We start from the raw sequence: 15,336 nt of genomic DNA, 5'->3' as shown, positions 1-15,336 counted from the left end.
CCCGATCCGGGAGGCATTCTCGGCTTAACGCGCCGCGCTCAACTCAAACCTGATCGGTGGATCGAGGTTAAGGCTGGGGTCTCGATACGCTCCTTCGTCGCTACTCGACCGACAGCATGCGGCAGGATGGAGTGGTGAAGGGCATCATCCTCGCCGGCGGCTCGGGCACTCGACTGCACCCCATCACGCTCGGAATCTCGAAGCAACTGGTGCCGGTCTACGACAAGCCGATGATCTACTACCCGCTGTCGACGCTGATGCTCGCCGGCATCCGCGACATCCTGATCATCACGACCCCGCACGACGCGCCGCAGTTCGAGCGGCTGCTCGGCGACGGATCACAGCTCGGTGTCTCGTTGCACTATGCGGTGCAGCCCGAGCCCAAGGGGCTCGCCCAGGCCTTCACGATCGGCGCCGACTTCATCGGCGACGACCGCGTGGCGCTCGTGCTCGGCGACAACATCTTCTACGGCCAGGGCATGGGCACGCAGCTGCGCCAGTACGCCGAGGTCGACGGCGGCGCGATCTTCGCCTACTGGGTCGCCGACCCCACCGCCTACGGTGTGGTCGAGTTCGACGGCGACGGCGTCGCCCGCTCGCTCGAAGAGAAGCCGGCGCAGCCCAAGAGCAACTACGCGGTGCCCGGGCTCTACTTCTACGACAACTCGGTCGTCGAGATCGCCGCAGCGTTGCAGCCCAGTGCGCGCGGCGAGCTCGAGATCACCGACGTCAACGCCACCTACCTGCGCGAGGGGCGGCTACGTGTGAGCGTGCTGCCGCGTGGCACGGCGTGGCTCGACACCGGAACGTTCGAGGCGATGGCCGCGGCCGGCGACTACGTTCGCGCCATCGAACACCGGCAGGGTCTGAAGATCGGCGCACCTGAGGAGGTGGCATGGCGTCAGGGCTGGTTGTCGGATGACGCGTTCCGCGCCTGCGCCGAAGCGCTCACGAAATCGGGGTACGGCAACTACCTGCTCGACGTGCTCGCGAGAGGGAAAGACGCATGACCCGGCTGCTGGTCACCGGCGGTGCCGGGTTCATCGGATCGAACTTCGTGCGCCATGTCATCACGAACACCGACTTCGGCGTCGTCGTGCTCGACAAGCTCACGTACGCGGGAAACCTCGCATCGCTCGACGGGCTGCCCGGCGACCGCATGCGGTTCGTGCGAGGTGACATCGCCGACGCGGCACTGGTCGACGGATTGACCGCCGAGCTCAACCCCGACACCGACGCGATCGTGCACTACGCCGCCGAGTCGCACAACGACAACTCGCTGAGCGACCCCCGCCCGTTCCTCGACACGAACGTCATCGGAACCTACACGCTCATCGAGGCGGCTCGCCGTCGCGGCATCCGTTTTCACCACATCTCGACCGACGAGGTCTACGGCGACCTCGAACTCGACGACCCGGCGCGCTTCACCGAGGCGACCGCCTACAACCCGTCGAGTCCGTACTCGTCGACCAAGGCCGCGTCAGACATGCTCGTGCGGGCGTGGACTCGCAGCTTCGGGCTGCGCGCCACCCTCAGCAACTGCTCGAACAACTACGGGCCCTACCAGCACGTCGAGAAGTTCATTCCCCGCCAGATCACCAATGTGTTGCGCGGCGAACGGCCGAAGGTCTACGGCACCGGCGCGAACGTGCGCGACTGGATTCACGCCGACGACCACTCCGCCGCCGTGCTCGCCATTCTCGCGGGCGGGCGCATCGGCGAGACCTACCTCATCGGCGCCGACGGCGAGCGCTCGAACCTCGACGTCGTCGGCGACATTCTGGCGGGATTCGGGCGCGACCGCGACGACTTCGAGCTCGTGAGCGACCGGCCCGGCCACGACCTGCGCTACGCCATCGACTCGAGCAAACTGCGGGACGAGCTCGGCTGGCGGCCGCGCTACGGCGACTTCGCAGCGGGCCTCGCCGCGACGATCGACTGGTACCGCGACAATGAGGCCTGGTGGGGGCCGCAGAAGGCCGAGACCGAGGCGAAGTACTCGGAGCTCGGGCGATGAGGGCACTGGCGGTGCATTCGACTGCCATTCCCGGCCTGCTGGTCGTCGACCTACCCGTGCACCGCGACAACCGCGGATGGTTCAAAGAGAACTGGCAGCGCGCCGACATGACCGCGCTCGGCCTGCCCGACTTCGGGCCCGTGCAGCAGAACATCTCGTTCAACGGCGAAGTCGGAACGACGCGCGGCATCCACGCTGAGCCGTGGGACAAGCTCGTGTCGGTCGCCACCGGGCGCGTCTTCGGCGCATGGGTCGACCTGCGCGAGGGCGCCGAGTTCGGGGCATCCGTGACGCTCGAAATGGGGCCCGACCAGGCCGTGTTCGTTCCCCGCGGAGTCGGCAACGCCTACCAGACGCTCGAGCCCGACACGGTGTACGCGTACCTCGTGAACGCGCACTGGCGGCCCGACGCCGAGTACCAGTTCGTGAACCTGGCCGACGAGACGGTCGCGATCGACTGGCCGATCGCCCTCTCGGGCGTTTCGATCTCCGACAAGGATCGTGCGCACCCGCGGCTCGCCGCGGTTCGGCCGGTGCCCGCGCGGCAGCCGGTGGTCATCGGCGGCAAGGGGCAGCTGGGGCGGGCGCTGCGCCGGCTGATTCCCGATGCCACGTTCCTGACGCGGGCCGATATCGATATGTCGGATGCCTCGGCGCTGGGCTCGCTCGGTTCGGGTGGTCGTGACCTCTCGGGGGCGTCGGCGATCATCAATGCTGCGGCCTACACGAACGTCGACGGGGCCGAGACGACCGCCGGGCGTGCGACGGCGTGGCGAGTCAACGCGACCGCGGTCGGTTCGCTTGCGTCGCTCGCTCGCTCGCTGGGCGTGCCGTTCGTGACGGTGTCGAGCGACTACGTGTTCGACGGCACGGTCGAGTCGCACGTCGAAGACGAGGCGTACAGTCCGCTCGGCGTGTACGGGCAGAGCAAGGCTGCGGGCGAACTGGCCGCGCAGGCCGCGCCGGCGCACTACATCGTGCGCACGAGCTGGCTCGTCGGCGATGGATCGAACTTCGTGCGCACCATGGCGTCACTCGCCGCACGCGGGGTCGACCCCAAGGTCATCTGCGACCAGCGGGGACGACTGACGTTCGCCGACGACCTGGCACGAGGCATCCTGCACCTGCTCTCATCTCGGGCGCCGTACGGCGTCTACAATCTTTCGAACACCGGACCCGTGATGTCGTGGTTCGACGTGGCGCGGGCGGTGTTCGAGCTCACCGGGCACGATCCCGACCGGGTCGTGGCGACGACCGCCGAGGGGTACGCGGCCGGGCGGGGTGCGGTGACGACGGCGCCGCGGCCGCGGCACAGCGCGTTCGACCTGGGGCGTCTCGCGGATGCGGGGTTCGTGCCGCGCGATGCCCGGGAGGCGTTGCGGGAGTACCTGGCGGGGTAGCCGACGTCAGGGCGTCTTCGGGGGAGAAGTGCGGAAGACGAGGCTGTGGTAAAGCCAGAAGCGCACCAGCACCACGACGACGATGCTCATCAGGTTGACGCCGTTCACGATGAAGGGGCCGATCTCGCGATCGAGCAGCAGGCCCGCAGCCTCGATGCCGGCCCACACGAGCAGTGCGCCGAGCGCGGTGCACGCGGCATTCACGAGCACGAAGAGCACGATCTCCTGCGTGCGGCCGCGGCGGTCGCGGTGTCGGAACGTCCATTCGCGGTTGCCGAAGTACGCGTTCACGAGGGCCACGAGCGACGCGACGATCTTGGCCGCCACCGGATCCCAACCGAACACGAGGTACAGCAGGTTGAACACGGCGATCTCGATCAACGTGCTGATCGCGCCCACGGTGAGGAACCGGGCCCCGAGCCCGGCAATGCTGCGCCATCGGGCTCGTTGCGTCATCTCGACTACGCTACTACCCAGACTCGTGCAACCCGTGCACGTCAGTTGCTTGGGAGACGGCGTGCGCCTGAATCACCTCGCCGTGGTCATGCCGGCGTACAACGAAGCCGACGGCATACCCGGATTCGTGCGCGAACTGCACGCCAGCCTCGCCCCGCTCGCCGAGCGGCTCGACATCGTCGTCGTCGACGATCGGTCGACCGACGCCACCGCCGAGGTGCTCACCGAACTCGCGGAGGACCTGCCCGGCCTGCACGTCATCACCGCCGAAGACAACCGGGGCCACGGCCCCACCGCGCTCGCCGCCTACCGGGCGGGCCTCGAACTCCGGCCCGACCTGCTCGTACATGTCGACGGCGACGGCCAGTTCCACGGCGACGACCTCGCGCGACTCGTGAACGCCGCGCTCGACACCGGTGCCGACGTGGTGCACGGCGTGCGCACCGGCCGCACCGACCCGTGGTTCCGGCGGGTGCTGACGGCGTCGGTCGGCACGCTCGTCACCGTCGCCGCGGGGCGGCGCATCCCCGACGTGAACACGCCGTTGCGGGCGTACCGTCCGGCGAAACTGCGCACGCTCATGGCGGCGGTCCCCGAAGCGGCGCAGGTGCCGCACGTGCACTTCTCCATCGCCGAGGCCCGCGGCGGGGCGAACGTGCGCTACCTGAAGGTGGCGAGCCTGCCGCGTCGTGGCGGCGACGCCCAGGGCACCATGTGGAGCGAGGGTGACGCGGTTGCACGACCGCAACCGATGCTGCCACCGAAGCGGTTGCGCGAGTTCGTGCGCACGGCCGCGGTCGAGCTGTGGCAGGTCTCGCTGAAGCCCGGGCGGCGATCGTGACGGTCGAGGCCCCGGCCCGGGGCATCCGATCGGTCGGCCGGTCGTTTCGGCCGATCGACGTCGTCTTCGCGATCGCGGTCGCCGGCGTGGTGATCGCGAACCTCGCGGTGCTCTGGCCGGCGTTCACGAGCGTGCGGCTCTGGGAAGACGAGGCGTTCAACCTGACCGTGCCGCTCAACCTGTTGCGGGGGCTCGGCTACGCGAGCGACGGCACGCTGTCGGGCAGCACGCTCACGCCGTTCGATGTGCGCATCTCGACGGGGCCGGTGGTGATGCTGCCGATCGCGGCGCTCATGGCTCTCGGCATCGAACCCGTGCTCGCCGGCAGGCTCGTGGGGCTGCTCGGCTGGACGCTGCTGCTGGGCAGCCTCTGGTTCATCGGCCGGCGCCTCGGCGGGCGCTGGCCTGGGCTCATCGCCGCCGCCGTGCCGCTCGCATACGCCGCCGACCCGCTGCCGTCGCCGATCCAGACGCCCGTCGACGTGCTCGGCGAGGTGACCGCGGCCGGGCTGCTGGCCGCGGCGCTCGTGGTGCTGCACCGGCGGCCGTGGCTCGCCGGGCTGCTCGTCGGCCTCGCCATCCAGACCAAGTTCATCGCCCTGCTCGCGGTGCCCGCGTTCGCCATCGCCGCACTGCTCGACGCCCCCGGATCGAACATCATGCAGCGCATGCGCGCCGCCCTGCCACGGGTGCTTGCCGCCGCCGGGCTCGCAGCCGCGCCCACGTTCGTCTACGAGGTCGTCAAGTTCCTCTCGCTCGGGCCTGAGGAGGGCATCGCGAACCTGCGCGAGTTCGGCGGGTTCCTGCTCGGCGGTGGACAGTCCGGCTACCGGGTGCTGCCGATCGACAAGCTGAACGCGCTCATCGGCGCGTGGCACCTGCCCGCGTGGGTGCTGTTCGCACTCATCGGTGCAGGCGTCGTGCTCGCCGTGCTCGGGGCCATCGCCGTGGTGAGGGCGCCGAAGCTGCTCACGCAGGCCGGGGCGTCGCGCGCCGGCCTGCGCGAGTTCGCCGTGATCGCGGGCGTTGCCGGGTTGGGGCTCGTCACCTACCTCGTGTGGTGGCTGCAGTCCTCGCACACGCCGGCGTGGCTGCGACATCCGGCGCCCGGCGTGCTGGCGTTCCTGCCCGTGATGATCGCGATCGTCGTGGTGCTCGCACGGGTTGCGCTTCGCACGAAGGCCAACGACTGGGCCCGCACGACATCGCGCGTGGTGACGCTGCGTGCCGTCGCCGGGGTACTCGCGATCGCGGGCGTGGCCGTGCTCTCGATGTCGCTCGTGGGGCGTATCAGCGGGCATTCGTACGGCACCTGGGAGACGCTCGATGACCAGCGCTCCGCCGCCGCCGGCATCGCGGAGTTCGGCTACGACAGCCTTGCTTCGCCGTGGGGCGGTGGGGTGAGCATCATCGTCATGTCGGGTGCGCACGCCGGGCTCGTCGACGCCGGTGCGGCCGTCGCCGACCATCCCCGGGTGTGGCCAGGCGAGCCGGCAGAGGCGTGCGAACTGATCGTGCAGAGCGGCGACTACCGGCTCTGCGAGCCCCCGGTTCCGGCCGGCGACTGAACGGATGCCCCGGGCGCGCGCCACTGGCATCGCCGCGACATCAGGGGGATCATGAGAGTGAAAGGGGGTCGTCACCATGGGTGAGATCGTCGTCGGTGTGAGCATGTCTGAACAGGCCGGCCTTCACGCAGTGCGGTGGGCCGCCCGACGAGCGTCGACGCGGGGCGCCACCCTGCACATCGTGCATGTGATCGACGCGGCGGTCGAGGCGAAGCGCGACGCCGACCTGATGGCCGCCGCGAAGGCCGAAGCACAGGCGGCGATCGACGCGGCGCGTGCCGCTGCCGAGCAGATCGCCCCGAACCTCGACGTCGTCACCACGTTCGAGCACGGCCCCGCCACCGAGGTGTTCGACGAGCTGTCGCGCAACGCCGAGTTGCTCGTGGTCGGCAGCGACTGGCGCGGCGGCAGGCGCCCCAGCCGCCGGGGCGTGCACAGCCTGCGCATCGCCGCCGGAAGCCACGTGCCCGTCGCGGTGATCCCCGACATCGATGTCGCCGGGCGACGCGGGGTCGTGGTCGGCGTCGACGGGTCCGAGTCATCGTCTGCGGCTCTCGAGTTCGCGGCATCCGAAGCCGAGTGTCTCGGCGAACCCCTCATCGCGGTGCACGCGTGGGACATCGGCGTGATCGTCGGCGCCGAGTACGGCTACGGCGTCTCGATGGTCGACGACGGCGACCTCAGCAGTGCTGCGCGCGAGTTGCTCGACAACGCGCTGCAGCCCGTCGCCGCCGCTCACCCGAACCTCGAGATCGACCCGCGCGTGGTCGTCGGCGACCCCGTGGTCGCGCTGTCCGATGCGGCCGACGAGGCCTCGCTGCTCGTCGTCGGCAGCCACGGGCGGGGGGCGCTCGCGCGATTCCTGCTCGGCTCGGTCAGCCACGGCATGCTCGCGCACCTCGAGGGGCCCACCGTCGTCGTGCGGTAGCTCGCCGGTCGAGGAGCGACGGAGGAGCGTATCGAGACCCCGTTACCTGATCTCGATACGGCAATGGCACGCCTACTCGACCGACGAACGTGCGAGGCTGTGACACATGGCCGGCCGCGCACCCACAGCGACCCCTGCCGCGCGCGTCGACGGCGTCGATGCCGCCCGTGGCCTCGCGCTGATCGGCATGTTCGTCGCGCACGTGTCACCGGCAGTGGCATCCGAAGAAATCACGTCGCTCATCGCGCTCGCCGATGAACGTCCGCGCCTGCTGTTCGCGCTCACCGCCGGCATGGGCCTCGGGTTCATCACGGGCGCCACGCGGCCGATCACCGAGGGCCGCGGCGAGCTGCGCCGGCAGATCGCGATCCGCGCAGTCATCCTGATCGTCCTCGGGCTCGGCATCGCGATCACGCTGCACCCGCTCGTGTTCATCATCCTCGACGTCTACGGCGTCGCGTTCCTGCTGTTGCTGCCGCTGCTGTTCCTGCCGCGGGGCGCGGCGCTCGGCGTCGGTATCGTGCTGCTCGCGATCGCGCCCGCCTTCGCCGAGCTCGCGAAGCACACCGCGTTGATCACCGACCTGCAGGAATCTTCGCTCGGCCTCGTCGCCGACTGGTTCGTGAGCGGCGCCTACCCGGTGTTCGTCTGGATCGCGGCGATGCTGATCGGCCTCGCCCTCGTACGCTACGACCTGGGCAATCCGCGCGTCGTCGCCGTCGCCGCGCTCATCGGCGCGTACGCGGCCGCGGCCCTGCTGCCGGTCGCCGCGCTCATGCCGGGCGGCAACGCGGCGCCGCCGATCAACGCGCTCGCGGCACTCGGCGCCGACGCCCGGGCGTCGGCTGCCGTGACCGAGGCCGTACGCCTGTCGATCGAGACGCTCGGCAATCTCGGCGTCGGGGTGGTCGTCGTCGCGGCCATGCTGTTGCTGATGCAGTTCGCCAGGCCCGTGGTGCGGCGCGTGGCGGGCCTGCTGCTGTCGCCCATCACCGCGATGGGATCGATGCCGCTCAGCGTCTACACCCTGCACCTCATCGTCATCGCCATGTCGGTGCGCACCGAGAACGGGGTGCGCACCGATGACTCGTGGGGGCTCGTCATCGCCCTCATCGTCGGATCGATGCTCTTCGCCTGGCTGTGGCGACGCCACATCGGCCGCGGCCCCCTCGAGCAGCTGCTGCGGTGGATGAGCGGGCGAAGCCGAGCGGATGTCCCGTCACCCGTGTAGGGCAGAATGGACGGGGTTTGTCGACGAAAGGAAAGCCGTGCGTATTTCGGTGATCGGTTGCGGGTACCTCGGCGCCGTGCACGCCTCGGCCATGGCCGAACTCGGACACGACGTCGTCGGCATCGACGTCGACGCGGCGAAGATCGCCGAACTCGCGGCGGGGCGTGCGCCGTTCTTCGAGCCCGGGCTGCCCGAGATCCTCGCCTCGGCGATCGCGACCGGCCGGCTGCGCTTCAGCACCGACATCGCCGACGCCGACGGTGCCGAGGTGCATTTCATCGCGGTGGGCACCCCGCAGGCCGCCGCCACGAACGCCGCCGACCTCACCTTCGTCGACGCCGCGGTCGAGTCGCTGCTGCCGCACCTCGCCGAGGGCGCGCTCGTGGTCGGCAAGAGCACGGTGCCCGTCGGCACGGCCGCGCGCCTGGCCGCCCGCATCGCCGTCGCGGCCCCGCACGCGTCGCTCGCGTGGAACCCCGAGTTCCTGCGCGAGGGCTACGCCGTGAAAGACACGCTCGAGCCCGATCGGCTCGTGTACGGCGTGGCCGACGACCGCGCGACATCCGTGCTCGACCAGATCTATCGCGCCGCCATCGAGGCCGGCACGCCGCGCGTCGTCACCGATTACGCCACCGCCGAGCTCGTGAAGGTCGCCGCCAACGCGTTCCTCGCCACCAAGATCAGCTTCATCAACGCCATGGGCGAGATCGCCGATGCCACCGGCGCCGACGTCACCGCCCTCGCCGACGCAATAGGTCACGACGCGCGCATCGGCCGCCGGTTCCTCAACGCAGGCGTCGGCTTCGGCGGCGGCTGCCTGCCGAAAGACATCCGCGCATTCACGGCCCGCGCCGAAGAGCTCGGCCGCGGTGACTCGCTCGCGTTCCTGCGCGAGGTCGACGAGATCAACCTGCGGCAGCGGCAGCGGGTGGCCGACCTCGCCGTCGAGGCGTTCGGGGGCAGCGTGCACCGCAAGCGCATCGCCGTGCTCGGGGTCACATTCAAGCCCGAGTCCGACGACGTGCGCGACTCGCCCGCGCTCGATGTGGCCGTGCAGCTCAAGGGCCTCGGCGCCGAGGTCATCGCCACCGACCCCGAGGGCGTCGAGAACGCCCGGCGTCGGCACCCCCAGCTCGACTACACCACGTCGACCCGTGAGGCACTGCGCGGCGCCGACCTCGTCGTGCTCGTCACCGAGTGGCGCGAGTACCGCAACCTCGACCCCGTCGAGACCGGGCGGCTCGTTGCCGCGCAGCGCATCATCGACGGCCGCAACGTGCTCGACGCCGTCGCGTGGCGTGCCGCCGGCTGGACGTACCGGGGACTCGGCAGGCCGTAGCAGGCGTTGCCCTGCCGACGCTGCGCGCGCTCGGCGTGCCCGATTGCGACGTGCGCAATTCAGGTCGGGAGGTGTGTCGCGGCGCGCCCGGCCCGGCGTGTCGGGCGACACGCCGAAGGCGCACCTGAATTGCAAACGCTTCGGGGCGGTCGAGCACCGACGGCCGAGCTATGTCGGCCCGCCGACTCGGGCGCGGTCGACACGCATGCGTCGTGCGAGCACCACGACGATCGGCACGAGGGCACCCACCACCGCGCCCGCCGTGTTTGCCACCACGTCCCGCGGGTCGACCGTGCGCTCGGGCAGGTAGATGCCTTGCGCCGTCTCGGCCGCGATGCTGAACGCAAGGGCGAGCAGCCCCGCGGTCACCACCCTGAACACCGGATGCCACCGCTCGGCTGCGAGGGCGACCAGGAGCCCGAACGGCAGGAACAAGACCGCGTTGGCCACCGACTCGACCAGCGGATACCGCACGGCCGAGCTGATTCCGATGCTGCCGAGCCACCCGAGCAGCGCTTCGAAGCGGATCAGGCCGCCCTCACCGTCAACGTGCACGGGCCACAACAGCACGACTGAGAGCCCCGTGAGGTAGAGTGTCGCGGCAGCGGCAAGCCAACCGTGGGCACGACGTGGGAGGGGCATCGGCACAGGCTATCGATCGGGCCTGAGCGCCAGGCGGGAGTCGAGGCACGCGTGCGTGCAGGGCCGGCGCCTGCCCCCCTTCCTGCGCCCTGCGCCCCGTGCCCGTGCCGCCTGCCTCCCTGCCCGCGGCCCGTGCCTGTGCCCGATTCAGGTCGGGACGTGTGTCGCGGCCCACCGGGCTCGGCGTGCCGCGTGACACGCCGAGGGCGCACCTGAATTGGGCACGTTTCGATGACCACGGGCGGCCCCGGGCGGCGACGACGAAGGCCCCCTTCGGAAGAAGAGGGCCTTCACAAAAATGTCGGGGTGACAGGATTTGAACCTGCGACCTCGTCGTCCCGAACGACGCGCGCTACCAAGCTGCGCCACACCCCGGTGCCCTTGCGGGCCTCAACAAGGATAGCCGATAAATCGGGGCCGCCCGACCAGCGCGTTACTCGGTCGGAACCAGCGTGAGCAGCGTGGCTTCGGGCGGGCACGCGAAGCGCACCGGCGCGTAGATCGACGTGCCGAGGCCCGCCGACACGTTGAGGAACGCCGATCGCAGGCCGTGCCGCCACACGCTGAGGCCCTTCACCTGCGAGCGTGGGATGTCGCAGTTCGTGACCAGTGCGCCGAAGCCCGGCACGCACACCTGGCCGCCGTGCGTGTGCCCGGCGAACACGAGCTGTGCACCGTGGTTCAGGAACGAGTTCAGCACGCGTTGGTAGGGCGCGTGCGCCACGCCGACGGTGACGGTCGGCCGGCGTGGCGTTGCGGATGCCTCGTCGGGCCAGGTCTCGTCGCCGAGCGGGTCTTCGGCGCGGAGGTCGTCGATGGCCGCGGTGATCAGGTCGAGGCGGTCGTAGCCCTTGTGCGGGTCGTCGACGCCGAAGAACTCGAAGTGCGTGCCGCGAATATCGAGGCTCGCGGCCGTGTTGTCGAGATCGTGCCAGCCGAGGTCGGCGAAGAACGCGTGCAGCGCTGCGATGTCGAGGGTCCGGGCCTTCACGACGTGCTTCGACGGCCCCATGAAATAGGTGAACGGGTTCTTCGGCACCGGGCCGAAGTAGTCGTTCGAACCATTGACGAAAACTCCGGGTACCCCGCGGAACGGTTCGAATGCCCGCCGAATGCCCTCGAGGCCGCGTTCGTGGCCGAGGTTGTCGCCGGTGTCGACGATGAGGTCGGGCTTCAGGTCGGCGAGGCCCCGAACCCAGTCCTGCTTGTCGCGCTGCCACGGTGCCATGTGCAGGTCGGAGAGGTGCAGCACTGTGGTCGGTTCTGCGCCAGGGGGAAGCACCGGGACATCTGCTCGCCGAAGGGTGAATCGGGTGCGCTCGACGAGCGAACCGTACGCGAGTGCGGTGGCGCCCGCCGCGCCGATCGCGATTGCGATCCGCGCGGCGGGCGTCAGGCTGCTACCCAATCGGCACTCAACCGGCTTCGGGGCTGCCGTTGCCGTTGCCGTTGCCCAGTCGGCCGACTGTGATGGTCACCCGGTCGCCGCGCTTCGTGCTCTCGCCGGCGTCGGGCGACTGCGAGATCACCATCCCGATCTGTGTCGGATCGTCGGTGTCTTCTTCTCGACGTTCGACGCGGAAACCCGCTGCCGTGAGTGCAGCCTCGGCCAGATCGGCCGGTTGACCGGTGACATCTGGCACCTGGATCTTGCCGGAGTTCCCGGTGCTGATCTTCAGCGAGATGACCGATCCCTTGCTGGCGGTGCCCGAGGGGTTCTGCGAGCCGATGGTGCCCTTGGGCTGGGCCGAGTCGACGTCGCCGTCCATGGTCCAGCCGAAGCCGGCGGCCTCGAGCGCCTTCTGCGCGGCCTCGGGAGCGAGCCCGAGCACGTCGGGCACCGATACCTGCGGAGCATTGAGGTACTCGTTCTTCGGCTCGGGGAACGACTCGCCCGGGTACTTGCGGTTCGCCACGTCCATGACGCGCGGCCAGATGTTGTGGCGCAGCGTGGCGGCCTCGCCGGCGTCGAAGTACGTGTCGCGCAGGTTCACGTGACCGGTGACGTTGTAGACGCCCACGACGGTTGCGACTCGCGTCGACGCGCCGCTCATCCAGGTCGCCTCGGCGTTGTCGGTGGTACCCGTCTTGCCGATCATCGGCGTATCGGACGTGTCCATCGAGTAGAGCGACGACGAGCCGGTGCCCGAGGTCATGACGCGCTGCATCGCGTAGTCCATGGCGGCCGCGACGTCAGCGGTCACAGCCTGGGTGCATTCTGACTTCGGCGGGGCGATCGCCTCGCCCTTCGCGTCGGTGATCTTGTCGATCGCGATCGGGGTGCACGAGACGCCCTTGCCCGCGATCGCCGCGAACGCGGTGGCCATCGAGATCGGCGCGACCTCTTCGGTGCCGAGCACGGCCGAGGGCTGGAAGGTCCACGAGGGTTCGCTCGCCGGAGTGCCGAGCTCGCCGCCGTCGGCACGGCCGTCGCTCATGAGCGCGGTCGCGGTCTTCTTGATGCCGCAGAGGTCGAGCTGCTTCGCCATGGCGACGAAGCCCGTGTTGTAGGAGTTCACCGTGTTCTGCAGCGCGGTCCAGTAGCCGCCCTGCTCGCCGCTGTCGTTGCGGGGGTCCCAGCCGTCGACGTTCACGGGGCCGTTGCAGCTGTCGTTGAACGTGCCCCAGTTCGAGCGCTTGCGCGCGTCGACGGCCTCGTTGACGGAGTGGCCCTCATTGAGCCACTCGGCGAGGGTGAACACCTTGAACGTCGAACCGGGCTGGAACCCGCTCGAGCCGCCGTAGTTGTGGCGCGCGTTGTAGTTGACGGCGCTGAAGTTCTTGCCCGTCTCGAGCACGGTCGGGTCGCTGCTGTAGTCCTTGTTCTGTGCCATCGCGAGGATGCGGCCGGTGCCGACCTCGACCGACACGACCGAGCCGCCGATGTCGACGCCCTCGGCGACCTTCGGCACGTTGTCGTTGAGCGCGCTCGTCGCCTCGTTCTGCAGGTCCATGTCGATGGTCGTGTAGATGTCGAGGCCGCCGCGCTTGAGAAGTGCCGCGCCCTCGTCTTTGTCAGTCGCGGGGTCGTCGAACTTGTTCTTGATCTCCCACGTCACGTAGTCGCAGAAGAATGCGTACACGGGTGACGCCTGGCAGCCGCTCGTGGGCTCGGAGATCACCGGCTGCACGGGCGTCGCCACGGCTGCGTCGTGCTCTTCCTGGGTGATCTTCTTCTCTTTGAGCATCTCGCCGAGGATGTAGTCGCGGCGGTCTTTGTTTGCCGCGTAGGGCACGGTCTCGCCGTCGACGACCGTTGCCGCGCCGTTGGTCTCGCTGTCGGGGTAGTCGAGGCGGAACTTCTCGGGGTTGTTCACGATCGCGATGAGGCTCGCCGCCTGCGGCAGCGTGATTTCGTGTGCGTTTGTCTTGAAGTAGTACTGCGCGGCGGTCTGCACGCCGTAGACGGTGCCGCCGAACGCGGCGATGTTCAGGTAGCCACGCAGGATCTCGTCTTTCGAGTACTCCTTCTCGAGGGTGATCGCGTAGCGCATCTCTTTGAGCTTGCGGTCGATCGAGGTCTCGGTGTGCTGCTCCCATGCGGCGACGCGCTCTTCTTCGGTCGTCGCCTTGTTCATGTCGTTGTTCACGAGCACGTTCTTGACGTACTGCTGCGTGATCGACGAACCACCCTGGGTGTTGTCGGTGAGCACGGTGTTCAGGGCGCCGCGCACGGTACCGGCGATGTCGACGCCACCATGCTCATAGAACCGTGGGTCTTCACCGGCGACCGCGGCGTCTTTGAGGTATTGCGACACGTACTCGAGCGCGACCTCTTCGCGGTTCTCGTCGTAGAACGAGGCCATCGGCGACGGACTGCCGTCGGGCTTGATGGCGTAGATCGTCGACTTCTGCGCGAGCTCGTCGATCTCGAGGTAGCCGGGGAGGTTCTCGAACATCTGGATGCTGTTGTTCGCGGCCATACCGGTGACGGCGAGTGCCGGGGTCACGGCGGCGGTCACGAGAACGCCGGCGAGAGCGCTCATGCCGACGAAGCCGAGGATACCGGCGCCGACGTCGCTCATCGTACGTTTTTGGGCAGACATATAGTGGAGCGTAACGGAGAAATCTGGCAAAACCCGCTATGCGCCGCGTGCGCCGCGCAGCCCGCGCGACACGCCGTGAAGCACCGAAATCCGGTGCACGTCATCGTACGCGCCGAACCGCACGAACCACGCAAACCCCCGATCACATCGTCAAGGAGTCGCAATGCCGACCTGGGAGTACATCACCACCCCACTGCTCATCCACAACACCGCCGCGATCCTCAATAATTGGGGTTCCGAGGGCTGGGAGCTCGTGCAGATCGTGCAGGGTCCCGAGGGCGGGCTCGTCGCGTACCTCAAGCGCCCGGTCGGCGGCGAGAGCTCGGCAGCGGCATCCGCCGGCGCAGCCGCCGCCGCGCAGGCGGCCAAGCAGTTCGAGGGCGAGGGTCACGCCTGATGGCGTCGTTCGAGGCGCGCCTGGCCGAACTGGGCATCGAGCTGCCCGATGTCGCGCCGCCCGTGGCCGCGTACGTGCCCGCGGTCGTCACCGGTGCCCACGTGTACACGTCGGGGCAGCTGCCGTTCACGGCCGGCGCGCTGCCGGCGACGGGCAAGGTCGGCGACGGCCACGGGCTCGTGCCCGCAGACGATGCCAAGGCCTACGCCCGCACCTGCGTGCTCAACGCACTCGCCGCGGTGCGCGCCGAGATCGGGTCGCTCGATCGCGTCACCCGAGTCGTCAAGCTCGTGGGCTTCGTCGCCTCCGACGCGGCGTTCACGGGGCAGCCCGGTGTCATCAACGGGGCGTCCGAACTGCTCGGCGAGATCTTCGGCGACGCCGGTCGCCACGCCCGCTCGGCCGTGGGTGTCGCTGTGCTGCCGCTCGACTCGCCCGTCGAGATCGAACTGGTGGTCGAGTTCGCGTAGC

14 protein-coding genes and 1 tRNA gene are annotated in these 15,336 nt (G+C 69.4%); 10 read left to right on the top strand and 5 right to left on the bottom strand.

What is annotated here, in order from left to right:
* Positions 1-134 precede the first annotated feature (134 nt).
* The 3 genes from rfbA to ABD164_RS13770 are packed head-to-tail and all read left to right on the top strand — an operon-like array spanning position 135 to position 3,417.
* Positions 135-1,010: a glucose-1-phosphate thymidylyltransferase RfbA gene (gene rfbA / locus ABD164_RS13780; protein WP_344296868.1), complete on the top strand. Its 876-nt coding sequence runs from the start codon at positions 135-137 to the stop codon at positions 1,008-1,010.
* Complete coding sequence (gene rfbB, locus ABD164_RS13775) at positions 1,007-2,017, top strand: dTDP-glucose 4,6-dehydratase (RefSeq protein ID WP_344296867.1); 1,011 nt, start codon at positions 1,007-1,009, stop codon at positions 2,015-2,017. The genes rfbA and rfbB overlap by 4 nt, the downstream gene beginning before the upstream one ends.
* Entirely contained in the window at positions 2,014-3,417 is a 1,404-nt protein-coding gene (locus ABD164_RS13770) for a sugar nucleotide-binding protein (protein ID WP_344296866.1), read from the top strand. The genes rfbB and ABD164_RS13770 overlap by 4 nt, the downstream gene beginning before the upstream one ends.
* Positions 3,418-3,423: 6 nt before the next feature.
* On the opposite strand, the gene ABD164_RS13765 is transcribed toward ABD164_RS13770, so the two are convergent.
* Positions 3,424-3,873 (bottom strand): GtrA family protein, encoded by a 450-nt coding sequence (locus ABD164_RS13765; RefSeq protein ID WP_344296865.1) that lies wholly within the window; start codon positions 3,871-3,873, stop codon positions 3,424-3,426.
* 61 nt (positions 3,874-3,934) lie between these two features.
* Between ABD164_RS13765 and ABD164_RS13760 the strand changes: the two genes are divergently transcribed.
* From ABD164_RS13760 to ABD164_RS13740, 5 genes are all read left to right on the top strand, one after another.
* Positions 3,935-4,714 carry a glycosyltransferase family 2 protein gene (locus ABD164_RS13760; RefSeq protein ID WP_344296864.1) on the top strand — a complete coding sequence of 260 codons (780 nt, stop codon included), beginning with the start codon at positions 3,935-3,937 and terminating at the stop codon, positions 4,712-4,714.
* The gene (locus ABD164_RS13755) at positions 4,711-6,282 is read left to right on the top strand and encodes a hypothetical protein (protein WP_344296863.1); all 1,572 of its coding nucleotides are present in this window, start codon (positions 4,711-4,713) and stop codon (positions 6,280-6,282) included. The genes ABD164_RS13760 and ABD164_RS13755 overlap by 4 nt, the downstream gene beginning before the upstream one ends.
* 76 nt (positions 6,283-6,358) lie before the next feature.
* Positions 6,359-7,210, top strand: a complete 852-nt coding sequence (locus ABD164_RS13750; protein WP_344296862.1) for a universal stress protein — start codon at positions 6,359-6,361, stop codon at positions 7,208-7,210.
* A gap of 106 nt (positions 7,211-7,316) precedes the next feature.
* On the top strand, positions 7,317-8,441 hold the full coding sequence (locus tag ABD164_RS13745; RefSeq protein WP_344296861.1) for a DUF418 domain-containing protein: 1,125 nt from the start codon (positions 7,317-7,319) through the stop codon (positions 8,439-8,441).
* A 37-nt stretch (positions 8,442-8,478) separates the two neighbouring features.
* Positions 8,479-9,780: a UDP-glucose dehydrogenase family protein gene (locus tag ABD164_RS13740; protein WP_344296860.1), complete on the top strand. Its 1,302-nt coding sequence runs from the start codon at positions 8,479-8,481 to the stop codon at positions 9,778-9,780.
* Between the two features lie 168 nt (positions 9,781-9,948).
* Here the strand turns inward: ABD164_RS13740 and ABD164_RS13735 are convergent, their stop codons facing one another.
* From ABD164_RS13735 to ABD164_RS13720, 4 genes are all read right to left on the bottom strand, one after another.
* Positions 9,949-10,422, bottom strand: coding sequence for a VanZ family protein (locus ABD164_RS13735; RefSeq protein WP_344296859.1), 474 nt, complete (start codon positions 10,420-10,422; stop codon positions 9,949-9,951).
* A 301-nt stretch (positions 10,423-10,723) separates the two neighbouring features.
* A tRNA-Pro gene (locus ABD164_RS13730) sits at positions 10,724-10,797 on the bottom strand.
* A 58-nt stretch (positions 10,798-10,855) separates the two neighbouring features.
* Entirely contained in the window at positions 10,856-11,830 is a 975-nt protein-coding gene (locus ABD164_RS13725; protein WP_344296858.1) for a metallophosphoesterase, read from the bottom strand.
* Positions 11,831-11,837: 7 nt separating this feature from the next.
* Positions 11,838-14,447: a transglycosylase domain-containing protein gene (locus ABD164_RS13720; RefSeq protein WP_344296857.1), complete on the bottom strand. Its 2,610-nt coding sequence runs from the start codon at positions 14,445-14,447 to the stop codon at positions 11,838-11,840.
* Positions 14,448-14,631: 184 nt separating this feature from the next.
* On the opposite strand from ABD164_RS13720, the gene sp36 reads away from it, so the two are divergent.
* Positions 14,632-14,865, top strand: a complete 234-nt coding sequence (gene sp36, locus ABD164_RS13715; protein WP_344296856.1) for a Sp36 family protein — start codon at positions 14,632-14,634, stop codon at positions 14,863-14,865.
* Positions 14,865-15,335, top strand: coding sequence for a RidA family protein (locus tag ABD164_RS13710; RefSeq protein ID WP_344296855.1), 471 nt, complete (start codon positions 14,865-14,867; stop codon positions 15,333-15,335). Before sp36 ends, ABD164_RS13710 begins: the two co-directional genes overlap by 1 nt.
* Position 15,336 lies beyond the last annotated feature (1 nt).

The organism is Agromyces neolithicus (assembly GCF_039529735.1).
Taxonomy (GTDB): Bacteria; Actinomycetota; Actinomycetes; order Actinomycetales; family Microbacteriaceae; genus Agromyces; species Agromyces neolithicus.
Note: the sequence above shows the minus strand (reverse complement) of the source record. Positions and strands in the feature narration are given on the sequence as shown.